17 protein-coding genes are annotated in these 17,423 nt (G+C 66.7%); 8 read left to right on the top strand and 9 right to left on the bottom strand.

The features are described from left to right. Positions 1-35: 35 nt before the first annotated feature. Positions 36-194: a hypothetical protein gene (locus JOF56_RS17115; RefSeq protein ID WP_209638966.1), complete on the bottom strand. Its 159-nt coding sequence runs from the start codon at positions 192-194 to the stop codon at positions 36-38. 86 nt (positions 195-280) lie between these two features. Between JOF56_RS17115 and JOF56_RS17110 the strand changes: the two genes are divergently transcribed. After that, positions 281-1,252 (top strand): GlxA family transcriptional regulator, encoded by a 972-nt coding sequence (locus JOF56_RS17110; protein ID WP_209638964.1) that lies wholly within the window; start codon positions 281-283, stop codon positions 1,250-1,252. 113 nt (positions 1,253-1,365) lie between these two features. Continuing rightward, positions 1,366-1,782, top strand: a complete 417-nt coding sequence (locus tag JOF56_RS17105) for an SsgA family sporulation/cell division regulator (protein ID WP_209638962.1) — start codon at positions 1,366-1,368, stop codon at positions 1,780-1,782. Positions 1,783-1,961: 179 nt separating this feature from the next. Here JOF56_RS17105 and JOF56_RS17100 read toward each other — a convergent pair whose 3' ends face one another. Beyond that, positions 1,962-3,182, bottom strand: coding sequence for a helix-turn-helix domain-containing protein (locus JOF56_RS17100; RefSeq protein ID WP_209638960.1), 1,221 nt, complete (start codon positions 3,180-3,182; stop codon positions 1,962-1,964). Positions 3,183-3,780: 598 nt separating this feature from the next. On the opposite strand from JOF56_RS17100, the gene JOF56_RS17095 reads away from it, so the two are divergent. The 3 genes from JOF56_RS17095 to JOF56_RS17085 are packed head-to-tail and all read left to right on the top strand — an operon-like array spanning position 3,781 to position 6,237. Next, on the top strand, positions 3,781-4,482 hold the full coding sequence (locus tag JOF56_RS17095) for a hypothetical protein (RefSeq protein WP_209638958.1): 702 nt from the start codon (positions 3,781-3,783) through the stop codon (positions 4,480-4,482). Beyond that, the gene (locus tag JOF56_RS17090; protein WP_209638956.1) at positions 4,479-5,024 is read left to right on the top strand and encodes an ImmA/IrrE family metallo-endopeptidase; all 546 of its coding nucleotides are present in this window, start codon (positions 4,479-4,481) and stop codon (positions 5,022-5,024) included. Before JOF56_RS17095 ends, JOF56_RS17090 begins: the two co-directional genes overlap by 4 nt. After that, positions 5,008-6,237 (top strand): MAB_1171c family putative transporter, encoded by a 1,230-nt coding sequence (locus JOF56_RS17085; protein WP_209638954.1) that lies wholly within the window; start codon positions 5,008-5,010, stop codon positions 6,235-6,237. Before JOF56_RS17090 ends, JOF56_RS17085 begins: the two co-directional genes overlap by 17 nt. Here JOF56_RS17085 and JOF56_RS17080 read toward each other — a convergent pair. Then, entirely contained in the window at positions 6,221-6,703 is a 483-nt protein-coding gene (locus tag JOF56_RS17080; protein WP_209638952.1) for a sigma-70 family RNA polymerase sigma factor, read from the bottom strand. The two genes, JOF56_RS17085 and JOF56_RS17080, sit on opposite strands and share 17 nt — an antisense overlap. A 505-nt stretch (positions 6,704-7,208) precedes the next feature. On the opposite strand from JOF56_RS17080, the gene JOF56_RS17075 reads away from it, so the two are divergent. Next, positions 7,209-9,398: an ATP-binding protein gene (locus tag JOF56_RS17075; RefSeq protein ID WP_209638950.1), complete on the top strand. Its 2,190-nt coding sequence runs from the start codon at positions 7,209-7,211 to the stop codon at positions 9,396-9,398. 55 nt (positions 9,399-9,453) lie between these two features. Here the strand turns inward: JOF56_RS17075 and JOF56_RS17070 are convergent, their stop codons facing one another. The 4 genes from JOF56_RS17070 to JOF56_RS17055 form a co-directional block, all read right to left on the bottom strand. Then, complete coding sequence (locus JOF56_RS17070) at positions 9,454-9,657, bottom strand: cold-shock protein (protein WP_037252080.1); 204 nt, start codon at positions 9,655-9,657, stop codon at positions 9,454-9,456. Positions 9,658-9,801: 144 nt separating this feature from the next. Continuing rightward, positions 9,802-10,695, bottom strand: coding sequence for an EamA family transporter RarD (gene rarD / locus JOF56_RS17065; RefSeq protein ID WP_307855134.1), 894 nt, complete (start codon positions 10,693-10,695; stop codon positions 9,802-9,804). Next, on the bottom strand, positions 10,682-13,342 hold the full coding sequence (locus tag JOF56_RS17060) for a LuxR C-terminal-related transcriptional regulator (protein WP_209638946.1): 2,661 nt from the start codon (positions 13,340-13,342) through the stop codon (positions 10,682-10,684). The genes rarD and JOF56_RS17060 overlap by 14 nt, the downstream gene beginning before the upstream one ends. Positions 13,343-13,424: 82 nt before the next feature. Beyond that, positions 13,425-14,381, bottom strand: coding sequence for a LysR family transcriptional regulator (locus JOF56_RS17055; RefSeq protein WP_209638944.1), 957 nt, complete (start codon positions 14,379-14,381; stop codon positions 13,425-13,427). Positions 14,382-14,567: 186 nt separating this feature from the next. On the opposite strand from JOF56_RS17055, the gene JOF56_RS17050 reads away from it, so the two are divergent. Next, the gene (locus JOF56_RS17050) at positions 14,568-15,281 is read left to right on the top strand and encodes an HAD family hydrolase (RefSeq protein WP_209638942.1); all 714 of its coding nucleotides are present in this window, start codon (positions 14,568-14,570) and stop codon (positions 15,279-15,281) included. Here JOF56_RS17050 and JOF56_RS17045 read toward each other — a convergent pair. Further along, a complete protein-coding gene (locus JOF56_RS17045; protein WP_209638940.1) occupies positions 15,262-15,687 on the bottom strand; it encodes a hypothetical protein in 426 nt (141 codons plus the stop codon). The two genes, JOF56_RS17050 and JOF56_RS17045, sit on opposite strands and share 20 nt — an antisense overlap. A gap of 44 nt (positions 15,688-15,731) precedes the next feature. On the opposite strand from JOF56_RS17045, the gene JOF56_RS17040 reads away from it, so the two are divergent. Continuing rightward, positions 15,732-16,283: a GNAT family N-acetyltransferase gene (locus tag JOF56_RS17040; RefSeq protein ID WP_209638938.1), complete on the top strand. Its 552-nt coding sequence runs from the start codon at positions 15,732-15,734 to the stop codon at positions 16,281-16,283. A gap of 273 nt (positions 16,284-16,556) precedes the next feature. On the opposite strand, the gene JOF56_RS17035 is transcribed toward JOF56_RS17040, so the two are convergent. After that, complete coding sequence (locus tag JOF56_RS17035) at positions 16,557-17,363, bottom strand: NgoMIV family type II restriction endonuclease (RefSeq protein WP_209638936.1); 807 nt, start codon at positions 17,361-17,363, stop codon at positions 16,557-16,559. Between the last annotated feature and the right edge of the window lie 60 nt (positions 17,364-17,423).

Raw genomic sequence — 17,423 nt, 5'->3', positions numbered from 1 at the left:
GGAAAGGGCCCCCGGGTACACGACCATCGGGCCGATCAGGGCGACAGCGCAGGTGGGCTTCGAAACGGTTCCCGGTCGTCGACGTTTGTCGAGCCGAACAGGCGCGGACGCGGCTTGGCCTGCCGGGCGTGGTTGCGCTCCAGGCCGTAGACCAGGAGTGCCAGGACGATGACTGCGAGGATGATTTCAACCATGGCAGTAATTCTGCGCTGATCGATTTCCTGCCAACAGTGGCAGTACTGACCTTGTTCGACAAAATCCTGCCAACTAGGCTGGGGGCATGCTCAGAACCGTGGCCGCCGTGCTCGTCGAGGACCTGGCGATGTTCGAGTTCGGCGTGACCTGTGAGGTGTTCGGCATCGACCGGACCGACGAGGGGGTGCCGGCGTTCGACTTCCGCGTCTGCGCCGAGCAGCCGGGTGTCCCCTTACGCACCTCCATCGGCGTGACACTGACCCCTGACCACGGGCTGGACGCGCTGCTGGACGCCGATCTGATCGCGGTCCCCGCGGCCAACATCCGCGACGAGTACCCGCCCGCGATCCTGCAGGCCCTGCGGGACGCGTCCGCCCGCGGTTCGATCCTGCTGTCGGTCTGCAGCGGCGCGTTCCTGCTGGGCGCGGCCGGCCTGCTCGACGGCAGGCAATGCACCACCCACTGGCGGCACGCGGCCCAGTTCGCGGCCCGGTTCCCGGACGCCAAACTCGATCCGGACGTGCTCTACGTCGACGACGGCGACATCGTCACCAGCGCGGGCACGGCCGCAGGCATCGACGCCTGCCTGCACCTGGTCCGCCGGGAGCTGGGCTCAGGCCCGGCCGCGGCGATCGCGCGGCGGATGGTCGTCCCACCGCAGCGGGACGGCGGCCAGCGCCAGTTCGTCGAGCTGCCGATCCCGGAGTGCACCGGCGACAGCCTCGAACCGGTGCTCACCTGGATGCTGGAGAACCTCGCGACCGAGCACACCGTGGCGGCGCTGGCCGGCCGGGCACGGATGTCCGAGCGGACCTTCGCCCGGCGGTTCGTCGGCGAGACCGGCACCACACCGCTGCGCTGGCTGTCGGCGCAACGCGTGCTGCACGCCCAACGGCTGCTGGAAGAGACCACGATGAGTGTGGAGGAGATCGGCCGTCAGAGCGGTTTCGGCAGCGCGGCCCTGCTGCGTCATCACTTCCACAAGGCCGTCGGCGTTGGGCCGACCGACTACCGTCGTACGTTCGCCGCGCGCCCAAAAGGGCGGAATTCCGGGTGACCGGGGCCACTATCCGACACGTTCGAGTGATCATCAGCTATATCGGCATCAGACAGGCCATGGGGAGGCGTCTCATCGCCGCAAGGCCACGGAGCTGAGGCAGGGAGGCAGCGATGACACGCGAAGACCACCACGAGATCACCACCAAGGTCCAGTTCGACCTGGTGTCGGACCACCCGGTGCCGGTGGACGTCGAGCTGCGCTACGACACACGCGACCCGTTCGCGGTGTACGCGCTGTTCGAGCCGGAGGGTGCCAGGGCAGTGCAGTGGATCCTGTCGCGCGACCTGCTGGCCGACGGCCTGATCGTGCGCAGCGGCGACGGCGATGTGCGGATGTGGCCGGACCCGGAAGACGCCGAGATGGTCATGATCGAGTTCGTGACGCCCAAGGGCCAGGCCCGGTTCGAGGCGTTCGCCCAGGACATCGCCGACTTCCTGGACACCACCTACGAGGTGGTGCTGCCCGGGGCCGAGGACAACTGGTTCGACTTCGACCACGAGATCCAGCGGATGATCGCCGCGGGCTGATGTCCAGCGAACACCGGACCGGCGAACACCAGAGCACCGTCTCCCGCGGTAAGCAGGTCCGCGGGTACCACCGGCACACCACAACGGCGCAGTTTTCTACCGCCAAGCTTCGGGGATCTTGGTAGTAGAAAACCGCCCGGTCCGTGGCTGCCGGTGGTACTTGCGGGCCATATCAGTCCTCAGATGCGCGGGACGGCGATGCCGACACCGGCCAGCTGGCTGTACAGGGTGCGCACCGAGACGTCGTCGCCGTACTTCGACAGCCTGCGGACCACCGAAGTGAGGCAGACCTGGTCGCGAACCGGCCGGATGGGGGCCACCCGGGGCACCACCTGGGACGTGGTCGCGCAGGCTTCCTCGATCTTGCGTTGGTCGGCCAGCGCCGAGGCCAGCAATGTCCTTGTGCACAGCCGGACTCCTGGCCACCGTTCGCTCAACTTGACCGCCGTACGCGCGAAGCCCTCGGCCTCCCGTGGCCAGCCCAGGAACCGGAACGACAGCGCGCAGCCGGACGCCAGGTAGAGCCGGTCGGTCGGGTCGGACGAGCCGATGGCCTCCAGTGCGCGTTCTGCCCGGCGCAGCACTGTCAGGCACGTGTCGCGGTCGCCCATCATCGCGTAGCAGGACGCCGCCATCGAGGCCACTTCGACCTTCAGCTGCGTCAGCCCGCTCTTCTCGGCGGCCTGCTCGGCCATCCGGATCACCGGCACCGCGGACTCGAGTGTGCCGTGGAACAGCGACTGGAAGCTCAGTGCCGCCAGGATCTCCGCCGACAACGCGAGCTCACCCGAACGCCTGCTCAGGTTGAGCGCGATCCGCATCCGCTGGCTGCCCAGCGCGACCTCTCCCTCGTCAAAGGCGTACCAGCCGCCGCGCAGGTACGACTCCGCCGCTGCCCGGAACACGTTCTCGGTAGCGGTTTCGGGCTCGTCGGTCACCTCGTTGCCCAGCCACCGGAAGAGCGATCGCATGCCCAGGCCCACCTGGTCATCCGAACGGCTCACCGTCCGCAGGGCGTTGAAGGAACCCTCAGCGCCCGCGAACTCCGTCGGCCGGGCGCCCGAGAGCTGGAACCACAGCAGCCGCTGCGGGATCTTCAGCGCCTTGGCCCAGCGCTCGAGTTTGTCCAGATCGTGGACCTGACTTCGGTCCCGTTCGATCCGGCTGATCTGGCCCTGGCTGACACCCAGCCACTGGGCCACTTCGGCCTGGCCGACGTTGCTCGCTCTGCGGTACTCCCGCAGCAGCTGGCCGAAGTGCCGTTCCGAGGACGCGGCCCGCATCGCGGCGGCATCCCAGAACTCGTCCGGGCGGGTCGGCGCGCCGGCCCGGCCGGATCGCCGCGTGGTGGTCTCCACCCCGCCGTGGGCGCTGGACCGCCCACTCAGTTGTTGTTTCATGTCTGACTCCGCTCCTTCTTCGCGGCCGAGGATCAGGGGTAACTCAGCACCACCGGAGCGCCATCGGATCGCAGTTCGTCCCGCTGGATCCTGATCCGAACGAGGACCAGTCCGAATACCAAGTTGTCGCGGGCCTGACCGCCGGCTGCGGGGTGCCGGCTGCGGCCGTCGCGGGGGCTTGGATCTGCCCCGAGGCGTTGGGAGATGAATTTGTCTCGTTTTTTGTCTCGCTGGCACCCGCGAGACCGTTCATCAGCGTCGCGGCGACGGTCGCTGTCGCCACTCCCGTGACGGTCAAAACGATCACCCGGGGGTCAACACGGAGCTTCCCGCGCTCGCCTACAGCACGAGATCCACGACGGCTTGCTCTATGCCGTGCGCGCATATGTGAACCTGCCTATCAGCTCAAATGTTGCACCCTGGTCAGGCGGCGGCGCTTACACCATGACTTCAACTGACGTAGAAGATCTGGTGTATCACCCCCAACAGGAGTAGAAATACGCCGACCGGAGCATAGGGCTGCGACGCACAGTGTTCAACCCTTGCCTGAGTGTTTCGAACGAGTACATTGTCGACGCAAATGAGTGAGGAGGGGGATATGACCCGAGTCGGGGAGGGTCTGTTCGCCGCGGTCCTCGATGATCTGTGCCGCCACCCACCGGGGCGGCGCAGGCGACTGAGCAACGTAGAACTGTCCGCGGCCATCCGGGACCGCGGCGGTGACATGGGACACGCCTACATCGCCCAGCTTCGTAAGGGGCAGAAGGACAATCCGACGCGTCAGGCCATTGAGGACCTGGCAGGCGCACTGGACGTGCACCCTGCGTACTTCGTCGGCGGCCGCCGTCAGCTGGCCGAAGGCGAGGCACCACACTGGCGGCACGACGCGCTTCGAACGCTGTTCGAAACCGCGCACGGGACCGTCTCGCCGGAGGACGTGGCCAGCGCCATCAGCGCCAACGGCCGCTTCGGCTCCATCTCGGCCAGCTACATCCGCGAGCTGCTCAACGGTGTCAGCGACAACCCCAGGTTGAAACACATTCTCGGGTTATCTGAACACTTTGACGTGCCTCCTGCGTACTTCTTTGATGACAGGCTGGCGCGCTGGGTCGACAGCGAGCGTGCCGACCTGGTGCAACTGCGAGAACTAGGAGTGGTCGAGTTCGTGACGCGGCTGGCCGGCAAGGTTCCGGAGCTGTCGCAGCAGACTCGAAGGGCTACCATCCAGGCGATCGCCGATGCGCTGGAGCCCGGGAAGTACGAGGGCTGGTTCATTCGGCGGGACCAGGAGTCAAGATGAACAAACGCACCCGCCGTGCACTGGTCACCAGCGTCACCGCTGAGCTGAAACTCGCTCCGACGGCCACGTACCAAGAGGCCGCGCGGCGCGTGTGCGAGCTGATGGGCCAGCATCTGGGCAAGCACGTCGAAGTCCGGTTCGCCCCGCTGCCGGACGCCCGGCTGACCGGGGTGTCGGCGTTGCTTGCCAACGGCAACTACCTGGTGATCTGCGCCGACTCACCACGCTGGTATCACCGGCTGCAGATCCTGCTGCACGAGTTCGCCCACCTGATGCTCGGCCACCAGCCACTCACCCTGTCCAAGGCCGAGAGCCTGCGCCGCCTGGCGCCCGGCCTGCTGCCCAACATGGCGCGCTACGTCGCCGGCCGGACCTCGTTCAACGACCAGGACGAACGGGCCGCCGAGGAGCTCGCCGACGAGCTGCTCGAGGCCATCACCGACCACCGCACGTTCAGCGACGCCGGCATGCCCGGGCACGTCCGCCGGATCGTCGCGTCGTTCTCCACCGCCGGTGAGGACGCCCATGACGTCTTCATTTGACGTCATCTTCCTCTGCGGCGCCGTCCTCGGCGGGCTTGCCTTGGCATACAAGGCTTTCCGGCTCCACCGGCATGGCGGCCACGCCCGTTCGTGGGCCCTGACCATCACCTTGGCGTACGCGGTGGGTACCGCGGTGATGTCCGTGCCGACGTTCACTGTCTGGTTCGACCACGCCGTCGGGATCCCCAGCTTCTCCACCCTGCTCGAAGCCTGCATGGAAGCCGGTTTCGCCTGCGGCGCGCTCTCGCTGGTGACCTACTGGCGTTACCCCATCCGCCGGGCCTGCCAGCTGGTGTGGCTGTTCAGCAAGATCTTCTTCGGCATCGTGGCGATGCTGGCGTTGCTGTTCGCCCTGTCGTCGTTCCCGGGCGGCCACATGGTCGACTTCATCAGCCAGTACGCCCACCAGCCGACGGTCTCGGCTTTCATCCTCGTCTACCTGATCCCGACCACGATCGCCACCGCGGCTTCGACGCGTGGCTGCGGCAAGGCGGCCAAGGACCCGGACATCTCCGGTTTCCCTTGGCTGCGGCGGGTCTTGCGGTGCCTGCAGATCGCGGTCGGCTTCGCCCTGCTGCACCTGCTCGGCCAGTACGTCGGGCTGTTCGCGGTGTGGTTCGGCTGGGATTCGCTGGACTGGGTCTCCCCCACCGCTCGCGCGGTGTCGGCGTTCGGGTTCATCCCCGGCGCGATCGCGGCGGCCCTGCCTGGCATCGAGCGGCTCAAGCCACGTCTCGGCCTGGCCGCCGAACGCTGGCAGGTTTTCCTGCTGTTGCGGCCGATGCACCGGTCGTTGCGGTACGTCAACCCCGCGGTTGTGTTCGTGGCCAGGGGAAAGCGGTTCGACCCGCATCACCGGGTCCGGCGCCAGCTGCTGGAGCTCAGCGAGTGGCGTTGGACACTCGCGCCGCGGTTCGACCCGGAAGTCCGGGCGGCCGCCGAGCGGATCGGCACGATGCGCGGGCTGACCGGCGTGGATCTGGGCGCCACAGTGGAAGCAGCACAACTGAAAGCCGCCGTCATGCACACCCGCCGGGCCTCAGGTCCGCCGGTGGAAGGCGAAGCGACCCAGGACGGGTCCGGGTTGGACAGTGAGTACGCCTGGTGGGTCGCCGTGGCGCACGCTTTCCGGCACTCCAATGTGGTTACCGCCGCGCTGGCCGAAGCCCGCGAACCGCGGGCCCGCAGCTTTCTGTTCACGTCCGGTCGCTGAGCGTCCGGCGCAGCGCCCGGACTCCGTGGTACATCCGGGATTTCACGGTTCCCGGTGGCACACCCAGCGTCTGCGCGACCTCGTTGACCGTTTTGCCATGCATGTACGTCTGCAGGATGACCTCGCGCTGGGCGTGTGGCAGCTTGTCCAGCGCCCGGTGCACGACGACTGAGGAAACGGTCTGGTCAGCCGGATCCGGCACGCTGACATAGTCCTCATGGGCCTCTTCGACCTCGAAGGGGCGCGCCCGCCGGCTCCGCCGGTCGTCGATCACGACACGCCGGGCGACCGTGCACATCCAGGCACGCATCAACTGTGGCCGCGGGTCGAGTCTGTTGGCGTTGCGCCAGGCTCTGATCAGGGTTTCCTGCACAACGTCTTCCGCCCAGTGCCGGTCGTAACCGGTCAGCCGCAACGCGTACGGCATGAGCGAGACGCCCATCTCCTGATACAGCACTTGACCCATGACCACATCGTCTTTTGTTGCGCCGCAACAATCCAGCCGAAAATCCCGTTACGCATACCTGCCTCGTCACACCCGATTTCCCAAGCACGGCAACGAAATTTGCTACTCACCGTTAGGTTCGTGACCCGCTGGGCGAATCGCCCGGTCCACCAGCACGAACCCCGTCGCACAACAGAAGGTCGACAAAGGAATGTCGTCACGTAAGGAAAGTGTTTCAGAAAGAGCGAGGAGGGACATGGTCAGCTTGGGGGTGAAACTGACCAGGCCCCTCCTCCAGTGGCGGCTGGTGCTGGGGACACCGGATTGCCGCCGGCCACCTCCCACCGTCCGCGGAGGGGTGTGCCGCTCATGTGCGCACGCCCGGCGTGGGTACTACTACCGTTGCCGATAGGCCCAGCCGGTTGGCACGCTTGTCCTCTCAACTATCACCGGCCGGGCCACCTGGCGGGAGTGGTTGACCGTTGCCTCGTCAGCAGGCAACGACTGGGACGGGAGGCGCGGGGCTGTGTCAGGCACGTTCGGCGATCGGCTGCGGGAAGCCAGGCTGGCCGCGGGCTGGTCGTTGCGCGAACTGGCCGGCCGGGTGCACTACAACACCGGGTATCTCAGCAAAATCGAGAACGGGCTGCGTCCCGCGTCGGTCGAGTTGGCGAAACGGTGTGATGCGGAACTGGGTACGGCACTTGCCCGGCTGATCCCGCCCGCGGTCCCGCGCTCGGCACAGCGGCCCGCGCCAAGGCAATTGCCCGCGCACGAACCGAGGATCGTTGACCGGCAAGACGATCTCGACGCACTGAACGCGATGCTCGCCGACGACCGGATGACCGTCGCGGTGTTGTCGGGCACAGCGGGTGTCGGCAAGACAACACTTGCATTGCACTGGGCACACCAGATCCGGCACCGATTCCCGGACGGCCAGCTGTACGCGGACATGCGCGGGTTCGGGCCACAGTCTCCTGTGGACGCCAGCCGCGTGCTGCGCGGCTTCCTGCAGGACCTTGGCGTCGCGCCGCAGGCGATCCCGGCCGAGGACGACGAGCGCGCGGCGATGTTCCGCAGCCTGCTGGCCGACCGCCATGTCCTTGTCGTGCTTGACAACGCCCGTGACAGCGAGCACGTCCGTCCACTGTTGCCAGGCAGCCCGAGCTGTGCCGTGATCGTCACAAGCCGGGACCGGCTGGACGGGCTGGTCGCGTCGGCAGGTGCACGCCGGCGCACACTCGGGCTGTTCAACGTGGACACCAGCAAACAGATGCTTGCCATGCGGCTGGGGGAATCCGGGATCGCCGCGGAGCCCGAGGCCGCCATCGAACTGGCCCGGCTGTCGGCCGGGCTGCCCCTGGCGCTGAGCATTGTCGCGTCCCGGGTGAACACGGAGTTCCCTGCGCCACTGCATCATCTCGTCGAGGATCTGCGGGATACCAGGCACCGCTTGGACGCGCTCGACCTCGGCGAGACGGATCTCAACCTGCGTACCGTGTTCTCGTCGTCCTACAAACGACTCTCGCCTGGCGCTGCGCGGATGTTCCGGCTACTGGGCGTGTTCCCTGGCTCGGACATCGACGTGCACGCCGCATCGGCGTTGGCGGGCACGGACTTCGGTGCGGCGCGCCGGGATCTGGCCGAACTGGTGCGTGCGCACATGCTGACCGAGCAGCGACCCGGCCGGTTCGGCTTCCACGACCTGCTCCGGGTGTACGCGGCCGAGAAGGCCGAACCACAACCCGAAGCGATCGCCCGGCTGCTCGATCACTACCTGCACACGGCGATCAGCGGCGACAAGCAGCTCTACAGCAACCAGTCCGGGTTCGAGGTGGCCGAACCGGTCGCCGGCGCGGTACCCCGGCAACTGCCGGACTACCCGAACACGATCCGCTGGTTCGACGACGAGCACCAGGTCCTGATCGCCTGTGTCCAGCACGCCGCCGACGGAGGCTGGGATCAGCACGCCTGGCAGCTGCCGCGCGCCCTGGCCGGTTTCCTGCGCCTGCGCGGGCACTGGCAGGACTGTCTGGCTACGCAACACATCGCGCTCGCCACCGCGCGGCGAATCGGCCACAGGCCGGCACAAGCCGACGCACACCGGCTGCTTGCCCAGGTGTACCACAGTCTTTGCGAGTACTCCGAGACTGTTGACCACGCCGAACAAGCCATCAACCTGTACGGGCAGCTAGGTGACCGCAGCGGCGAAGCGTTGGCACACCGGCATTTGGCGTGGACGTATCACGAGAAGACCGACTACGAACGGGCTGTGGCGCACCACCGCCAGGCACTTGCCCTGTTCCGGTGGAGCGGGCACCGCCTCGGCGAGGCCAGCAGCCTCAACGGTCTTGGTTGGACAACGGCGTACCTCGGCGACTACCAGGCCGCGCGCGGCTTGTGCGAGCAGGCACTGCGGATTGCCGACAACCTGCGCGACAAGCACATGCAGGCCGCCGTACGCGACAGCCTCGGCTATATCCACCACCGGCTCGGTTCACTGCCCCGCGCCGCGGAGCACTACCGCCAGGCCATCACCGGATTCCGGGAACTCGGCAGCTCGTACTACGAGGCGCTGTCGCTCAACAACCTCGGCGACGTGCAACTGGCCGAAGAGGATCTCTCCTCGGCTACCGAGTCCTGGCAGCAGGCCAAAGCGATTCTTGACTACCTGGGTCATCCGAAAGCAGCCGAAGTGGCTGCCAAACTCTCCTAGAGAAGGCGGAAGGCCCGCACCATGAGTGGTACGGGCCCACGCTACGAAGTGCTGATCAGATCGCACGCACGCTCTGGGCCTGCGGGCCCTTCTGGCCCTGGCCGATCTCGAACTCAACACGCTGGCCCTCGTCCAACGACCGGAAGCCCGTGCCCTGGATCTCCGAGTAGTGCACGAACACGTCGGCGCCCCCGCCGTCCTGCTCGATGAACCCGAAGCCCTTCTCGCCGTTGAACCACTTAACGGTGCCTTGCGCCATACCACTATCTCCCTGAAATACAGCCCAGGTCATCACAGCGAAGACCCGCGACCGGCGTCCATACTGCCACCAGATGGCGATCGAGGCATAGCTGGCCAGCCAATTTGATCCAAAAACACTCTGTGACCAGGGCAAAGCTGACAGCTACCTGGCCGCCCGATCACCCACAAGGGCCCCACGGCGGCCTCTGGCGTGCCGTAGACCGTCGAAACTGAGCACCGCGAGGGCCACCCAGACCAGTCCGAAACCCAGCAGCCGGGCGGGCGGCATCGGCTCGCCGAACACGGTGACGCCGAGGGTGAACTGCAGGACCGGGGTGATGTACTGCAGCAGCCCCATCATCGTCAACGGCAGCCGCTGCGCCGCCCCGGCGTAGAACAGCAGCGGTATACCGGTGACCGGTCCAGCCAGGACCATCAGCACCACGTGCCACGCGGGCCCGTCAAGAAATGTGTTGCCACCGGGGCCGGCGAAGAAGAACATGTACCCCAGCGCGATCGGCGTGAGCACGAGGGTTTCCACGGTGACGCCTTCGAGCGCGGGCACGGTCACCGATTTCTTCAGCAACCCGTACGTGCCGAACGCGACGGCGAGGGCGATCGCGATCCACGGCAACCGTCCATATTCGACAGTGAGCACCAGGCCGGCCGCGACACCGAGGCCGACCGCCGTCCACTGCAGGCCACGCAAGCGTTCCCGGAGAATCGTCACACCGAGGATCACGGTCAGCAACGGGTTGAGGAAGTATCCGAGCGCGGTCTCCACGACCTGGTTGGTGTGCACGCCATAGACGTAGACCAGCCAGTTCACCGCGATCGCGAACGCGGCGAGGACCAGCTTTCCCTGAAACGCCGCGCGCAGGCCACGAAGCCGCTGCAGCGCCGTGAGCAACAGCACGCCGAACACCGCGGTCCACAAACAACGGTGGATCAGGACCTCAACCGGCCCAGCCGGTTTGAGAGCCTCGAAGTACAGCGGGAACAACCCCCATACGGCGTACGCGGCGATCGCGTAGCCCAGTCCCTTACGACTCTCCACCCGGCCAGTGTCCACGCAGCGCACCCGCGAGCTGCGGGCGACCGGATATTCCCAGTTTCCGGTACGCCTTGGTCAGATGCTGTTCCACGGCTCGTTGCGTCACGTACAGCTCGGCAGCGATCTCCCGGTTCGTGCGGCCACGCACGGCCATGGAGGCCACGCACAGCTCCTGATCGGTCAGCGCGGTCGAGTCACGCCGCGACCGGCGCCCGCCGGCGGCCCTGAGCTCGTTGGCGGCCTGCGTCATGAGCGGGATCGCGCCGCACGCCTTCGCCAGATCGTGTGCCCGGCGGTACACCGGCCGCCGATCGGCCGGCGGTAGCAGCGCGCCCCAGCTCAGCAACGACCGCGCCAGCTGCAGCCGGGCCGACGAGTCACCGAGTACCTGGACCGACTCCTCCAGCAGCTCGTAGCCCTGCTCCTGGGCGGCCACACCGGCCACCCGCAACGCCATGCCCAGCGCCCGTGGCCGGCCCCAGCGCCTGGCCAGGGCGACTTCCTGCTCAGCCAGCCGCAGCGCGTCAGCCGGCCTGCCGAGCGCCAGGTACTCCTCAGCCGCGAAGGACCGCCACGCCGTGCCGCCCGGGTTCGTGACCCCGCGCCGCATCAGCCGCTTGCCGCATTCCAGCAGGTCGAGCAGGGCTCCACCGTGGTCGCCGAGCCGGGAGCGCACGATGCCGCGGTGGTAGAGCACCCGGTCGAACCGCCGGGACTCCGGGACGGCCCCGTCCAGCCGGTGGATCGCCAGCAGCTCGGCCGACCGGTCCGGGTCGCCCATCTCCGCCCAGGTCGAGCACAGGGCCGTGACGGCCAGCGTGACCACTCGTTGGCGGCCCAGCTTGAGCTGGTCGAAGATCCGCAACGCCGCCTGGCCGGCCGTCTCGGCCTCAGCCAGCCGGCCCAGCCGCAGGTAGATGTGCGCGCGCAGGGAGTGCACCTGCGCCGAGGCGACCGGCACCTCGCCGCTGCCGGTGGCCGCGAACGCGTCCTCGCACAGCCGCAACGCCAGGTCCAGCTCGTCGGCGATCATCAGCGAGATCACGATGTGGGTGAACGCCGCCCGATCGATGATGTCGCCGACCGCGCCGTGCACCAGGCTGGGCGGGGCCGAGCGGGCCAGTTCGGCCGACCGGCTCGGGTCCTCGCCGCGCAGGCAGTCCCGGAACGCCAGCAACGCCGACAGGAACAGCTCGTTCTTCGGTGACATACCCGGCTCGGCGAGCAGCCTGGCCAACCGCGGCTGCAACCCGGTATCCACACAGGATTCTTCGAGGATCAGCCTGGCGGCGTACAACTGCAGTGCGTGCCCGAGATCACGGTCGGCAGCCGCGACCGCCGCCGAAGCGCTGTCCAGCGCGGCGACCGCACGGCCCCGGTCCTGGCGTTCGGCGATCTCGTAGGCGAGCGTCAGCGTCAACCGCGCTTCCTCCACCGGATCGGTGACGTGACTGTGCGCGTTCTGCAGCGACTCGAACGCGGCCTCCGGGTCCAGATGGGTCTGCAGGTTGCCCAGCTCAAGCATGATTTCGGCGCGTGAGCCGTTGTCCGGCAACGGTTCTCGCAACAGACGGCGGAGATACGCGGCGGCCCGGTCAGGGCTTTCCGCCCGCCGCGCGGCTTCGCGCAGCTCGGCGATCGCCCACTCCGTGCCGAGTGGCGCGCTGGCAAGCAGGTGTTCACCGGCGGGCTGGCCACGGCCGTGCAGGAACTTCGCCGCCCGGCTGTGCGTGGTCTCCCGCTCCGGGCTGGACATCGCGTGCAGCAGGGCAGACCGGGCGATCGGGTACGTGATCGAAAGTGGTTCCTCGCCGACGAAGCCGAGTTCGTGGAGCGTCCGTGCCGCGGCCATCGCCGGGGCGAGCTCGAGCCCGGCGGCCGCGGCGGCCAGCGGGATGCCCGCCTGCCCCAGCAGCGCGACGGCTTTCGCCAGGTCGAGCACGTCCGCGCCATGCCAGGTCAGCCTGGGCACAAGACTCGCCGCGACCGAACCCGCGGCCGCTTCGATGCCCTGCGGCGTCTGGGCCGTCTGCGCGGACACCAACTCGCGTAACAGGTACGGATTGCCACCTGTGGCCGTGCGGCACGCGGCGATGTACTCGTCCGTCGCAGGGCCGATCATGCGGGCGCAGCCGGACAGTTCGAGGCCGCTGAGCTTGATCCGGTCGAGCGGGCCGGTGAGCTCGTTGACCAGGGCGGAGCGGACCGGGCCACAGGTCAGCACCAGGGTGACCGGCAGATCGGCCAGCCTGCGGTGCATGAACGTGAGCCAGCGCAAAGACTGCTCGTCGGCTTTGTCGACGTTGTCCACACCGATGAAAACCGGATTCCCGGCGGCCAGTTCCCGCAGATGCCTGGCCAGATGCCGGAGCACCGGATGCATATCCGTCCGGCAGGACAGGTCGAAATCGTCCAGCTGCCCGGCAAAGAGCTGGTCGACCACACCGAATGCCAATCCGGTCTCCACCGCGGACGCCTCTGCGGTCCGTACCGTCAATCCGGACGCCTCGGCCTGCCGCGCCATTTCGGCGAGCAGCGACGTCTTACCAGAACCCAGCTTCCCCTCGACACATGTTATCCTGTGCCGATATTCCCTGGGTCGTTCCGGAAATTCCGGCACACCGTTTCTCGCGTCGAGAACCCCGGTCATGTGATACCCCCGAAGGCAGGTCAGAAAATCGTATCACCAGCCGGATACACCGCCGACCCAACAAATTGCCATAACTCTGCGATTATGCTCGATCACCCTCACGTGAACTCCACCAGCGCGCATACACCGGCGAGGCACGCATGAGCTCCAGATACCCGGCGAGCATCCGCTCGTAGATCTGGTCGGCGACCTGCGCGATCGGCGAGTCACCCCGCCAGGCCAGCAGTAGCCGCCGGTAGTGCGGGTTGCCCGCGATCGGCCGCAGGACGACCGCCCCCTGAGGCTGTGACGTGGGAAAGTAGCATCCGATGGCCTCTCCTGAAGAGACCAGCAGGCTGGCCGCGATCGAACTGGCCACCCGGTGGCGGATCTGCGGCACGAACCCGGCCGCCCCACAGGCCATCCGGAAGCTGGCCAGCCCGCCGGCCTCGTCGTCCGGCGGCAGCACCCACTCGGCTTTGGCCAGGTCGGCCAGCACGATCTCGTCCTGGCCGGCCAGTGGATGGCTGGCCGGCAGGCCGATGAAGAACGGCTCGGTGACCAGGACCCGGTGCTCGATTCCGGGGCCAAGGTAGATGGGATAGCGCGGGAATTCATGCAGCACAGCTATTTCCAGCATGTTCGCACCGAGGGCCTCGATGACCGGACGAACCTCGGCCGATATCCAGCTGGAGACATCGGGGTCCGGCAGCACCGCGCGAATGACCGTGACCAGCGCGGGCGTATGCCTGTTGTCGATCCCGCCGACCCTGATGACCGGATCGAGCACGCGATCGGAGAACTGCTCGCCCGCTTCACCCAGCTGGTCGAAGCGCTCGACGAGCTGACGTGCCTCGTCGATGAAGTGCTGACCGAGGTCGGTCACCACGATGCCGTCCCGGCCCCGCCGGAACAGGTGCCCGCCGACCTCCCGCTCGATGCGCTGGAGCTGGGAGGACAGGCCCGGCTGCGTGACCTGCAAGATCGCTGCGGCACGGCTGATGCTCCCTGCGTCGGCCACGGCCAGCACGGTGCGCAGATGCCTGATCTCCAGGCGCATCCGACAACCCCCTACCCCCGAAGGTGTTAGCGTTCGCAATCCCCGCCTTCGGTCACCCGAACACACTATGCGAAAGTAGGTTAATCACCCAACCAGGCTCTTGTAGGCTCACCGTTTCAGAGTAACGTCCCCGAAGTGCGCCGGTTCAGCAAAGAAGACAAATAATCAATGCCCACACTAGCGGACATGTACGACGGATTCGTCTTCGAACTCGAAGGATTACTCGATGCCGACTCCAGAGCGATCCCCTTCGCCAGGGAAACGCTCGAGTCACTGCAATCCATTGCATTTGTGAGCAGCGACGCCATACGGACACCGGCCGCAGGAGCGGCATTGCTGGCCGATCTGGGAATCAATGCCCATAGGGGCCAAGTGATCACCAGCTCGCAAGCGGCGGCGCGACAGGTATCCGGCCTGGTCCCCCGCTCGGACGCAGCCATCGTCGGCGCCGGCACGAGCGTCGACGACGAACCGTCCTACCCTGCGTTGCTACGTTCGGCCGTACAGCTGACCGGCGCCCGGTTTCCCTTGGTCGTCAGCCACTCGCTCGCATGTGTTTCCGCGGCGCGGTTGATCCACCTGCCCAGCGCGCTGGTGCTGAACCCGGAGAGCGATCTGCGGGAACTATTGCTGTGTCCGCCGCCACAACGGCCCACATTCGTCCTGACCGATATGCGGGACATGTTCCATGGCCAGCCGATCGTCGACTGTGACTCGCGTTACTGGGAATGCGAAGGATGGATAGCCGCCGTCAGGCACGGCCGGCTACGGCTGTACCCAGGCCCCTCATCCACGCTTGCCGCAGGCGCCCGCGTGTTGTGCGCGGCGGCATGGAACTGGCGAGGGCCGGAACTCGACGTCGAACCGGCCGTGTCGCTGTTCACTTCCCTTGTTGGTTGAACACCACAAGCGCGTCGTCCATGCAGGGCAGCAAAGTCACGTCACCGTGGATGTTCGGGCCCTGGTAGGTGGCGGTGAACTCACCTTCCGGGCCGGCCGCGGCCTCTTGCGCCGTGCTGCTCCAGCCCCGCTCGGTGACAGCCTTGGCAAGCTGGCTCTTGAGCTCCAGCGGCTCCGCGTCCGCGACCGCGGCGACCTGGATGTCCGTGCCTTTCTGCTTGCCGCGCGGGTCGATGACGTCGGTCGGCAACGGCGGCACCGGGTCAGGCTTGAACTCCTCGACCGGCAGGCCGGTGGCCATGATGTCCTTGGCACTCTGGCACTTCTGCTCCAGCGTCGGGTCCTTCTCCTTGATGGAACACCCACCGAGCGCGAGCACCAGCAGTGCGACCAGTACGAACCGCAACGCCCCTCCTTAATCGATTTGACCCTAGCCGGACGATCGAGCCCATGGAGGTCTTTCTGACAACCTCACGCCTGGTGTTGCGCCGTTTCACCCCGCAGGACGCGGACAACCTGCTCGAACTGGACAGCGACCCGGAAGTGATGAAGTTCATCAACGGCGGCCGCCCAACCCGCCGATCAGTCATCGAAGCCACAATATTGCCCGGCTACCAGCTCTACGACGCAGGCCACGGCCACTGGGCAGCCCAGGAAGCGACCACCGGAACATTCATCGGCTGGTTCGCCCTGCAACCCACCTCTCAGCCCAAGGAGGCCGAACTCGGCTACCGCCTACGCAGACCCCACTGGGGCAAGGGCTACGCAACCGAAGGAGCCCGCGCCCTAGTCCACAAAGGATTAGAAACCTTCACCCGAATAACCGCCCAAACCATGACAGTGAACAAAGCCTCCCGCCACGTCATGGAAAAAGCCGGCCTAGAGTTCGTCCGCCACTTCCACCACCCCTGGCCAGACATAATCGAAGGCTCCGAACAGGGCGACGTCGAGTACGCGATCACAAGGCCAGGCGTGTCAGATCAACCTCGTACCCGGCCGTGACCAGCTGGTCTTGATGAGTCCCCGTTGCCTCATAACGGTCTGAGCCCGCCGGAAGCTCAAAGGTGTGCACCGTGATCCCAGGCATCCCACTGGCAGGCCCCTCCAGCCGCCAGAAATGCGGGATGCCGCCTTCGGCGTACGCCAACGGCTGGACCCTGCGATCTGGCTGCCAGGCGCCGTTGCGTCTAGGTGCACGACTTCGCCACACCAGCACCAAAGGCGCTGCGTGCCGCCGCGGTGATCAGTCGTCCGAGGTGTGCTAGACGTCGCACCTCAGCTAAGGATCAGGTCGGTGACGAGCTCATGGAAGGGCTTCACGCGACGTTGTTGTACCAGTTCTGCCCACTCGCTTTGTTGCCTGGCCGTCGTCCCACAGGTCTTCACTGCTCGGTCCAGCTCTTCATAGAGCAAGTGATAGACCGCATCCACCTCTCCGGTGCCCCGACCGATGGAGACAAGACGGCTGGGGGACGGCTCTATAGTCACCAACACGAGGTGTGGCAGGCGTCCACGGCGGTGTCGTACGAGCGTAGCGAACTCGTGCCTGACGTTCTGGACGCGGTCCGAACGGATCGACCACTTGCACGAAATCGCAGCATGAAGGAACGGAAGCCGTCCTGCCTGTGGAGGATCGACGCCGACAAGGACATCGGTCTTGATGTGATAGTCACGCCCAAGAGTCGTACGCAGGGTCGGGTGATCCTCAAGCAGGCTTTGAAGTTCGCCGAGGTGGTGAAATTGGGCGTAGTCGGAGGCGTCTCCTTTGCGGGCGACCGTCCAGCCGCGACTGGGAGCCTGCTCGCTCAAAGACCGTCGGATGTCGGTTTCGACCCCTATCTCGAAGGGCGTTCCGTGGTTACGGTTGTCCTGGGATGCGTCGCCGATGTCGGCGCCCTTGCGTCCTCGAGGAATGCCCAACTGTTGGTAGATGTCGCCTGCGATTCGAAGACTCTCGTCGGAGCCGATGTCGGCGATGTTAGGTGCGATCGCTTCATTGAGCACGCGTTGACAGCGCGGCATGCCTTTCTTCGTCGCAGGGCGCCAGCCGAGGAGTGCGTGAAGCCAGAGAGGGGCTGCCATTGGCGTGAGGCTACCGATGGGACCGCGTTCTTCGCCTTGGGGTCGACGGGACCTGTACAG

Origin of the sequence: Kibdelosporangium banguiense, from assembly GCF_017876405.1 — a bacterium.
GTDB classification, from domain to species: domain Bacteria; phylum Actinomycetota; class Actinomycetes; order Mycobacteriales; family Pseudonocardiaceae; genus Kibdelosporangium; species Kibdelosporangium banguiense.
The sequence above is the reverse complement of the archived record's forward strand: the minus strand, read 5'-3'. Positions and strand labels throughout refer to the sequence as shown.

Excerpts from the sequence above, each read along its gene's own strand:
- JOF56_RS17035 (WP_209638936.1), bottom strand. The coding sequence starts at position 17,363 with ATGGCAGCCCCTCTCTGGCTTCACGCACTCCTCGGCTGGCGCCCTGCG.
- JOF56_RS17100 (WP_209638960.1), bottom strand. The coding sequence starts at position 3,182 with ATGAAACAACAACTGAGTGGGCGGTCCAGCGCCCACGGCGGGGTGGAG.
- JOF56_RS17050 (WP_209638942.1), top strand. The coding sequence starts at position 14,568 with ATGTACGACGGATTCGTCTTCGAACTCGAAGGATTACTCGATGCCGAC.
- JOF56_RS17080 (WP_209638952.1), bottom strand. The coding sequence starts at position 6,703 with ATGGGTCAAGTGCTGTATCAGGAGATGGGCGTCTCGCTCATGCCGTAC.
- JOF56_RS17060 (WP_209638946.1), bottom strand. The coding sequence starts at position 13,342 with ATGACCGGGGTTCTCGACGCGAGAAACGGTGTGCCGGAATTTCCGGAA.
- JOF56_RS17095 (WP_209638958.1), top strand. The coding sequence starts at position 3,781 with ATGACCCGAGTCGGGGAGGGTCTGTTCGCCGCGGTCCTCGATGATCTG.
- JOF56_RS17110 (WP_209638964.1), top strand. The coding sequence starts at position 281 with ATGCTCAGAACCGTGGCCGCCGTGCTCGTCGAGGACCTGGCGATGTTC.
- JOF56_RS17090 (WP_209638956.1), top strand. The coding sequence starts at position 4,479 with ATGAACAAACGCACCCGCCGTGCACTGGTCACCAGCGTCACCGCTGAG.
- JOF56_RS17070 (WP_037252080.1), bottom strand. The coding sequence starts at position 9,657 with ATGGCGCAAGGCACCGTTAAGTGGTTCAACGGCGAGAAGGGCTTCGGG.
- JOF56_RS17055 (WP_209638944.1), bottom strand. The coding sequence starts at position 14,381 with ATGCGCCTGGAGATCAGGCATCTGCGCACCGTGCTGGCCGTGGCCGAC.
- JOF56_RS17105 (WP_209638962.1), top strand. The coding sequence starts at position 1,366 with ATGACACGCGAAGACCACCACGAGATCACCACCAAGGTCCAGTTCGAC.
- JOF56_RS17085 (WP_209638954.1), top strand. The coding sequence starts at position 5,008 with ATGACGTCTTCATTTGACGTCATCTTCCTCTGCGGCGCCGTCCTCGGC.
- JOF56_RS17040 (WP_209638938.1), top strand. The coding sequence starts at position 15,732 with ATGGAGGTCTTTCTGACAACCTCACGCCTGGTGTTGCGCCGTTTCACC.
- JOF56_RS17115 (WP_209638966.1), bottom strand. The coding sequence starts at position 194 with ATGGTTGAAATCATCCTCGCAGTCATCGTCCTGGCACTCCTGGTCTAC.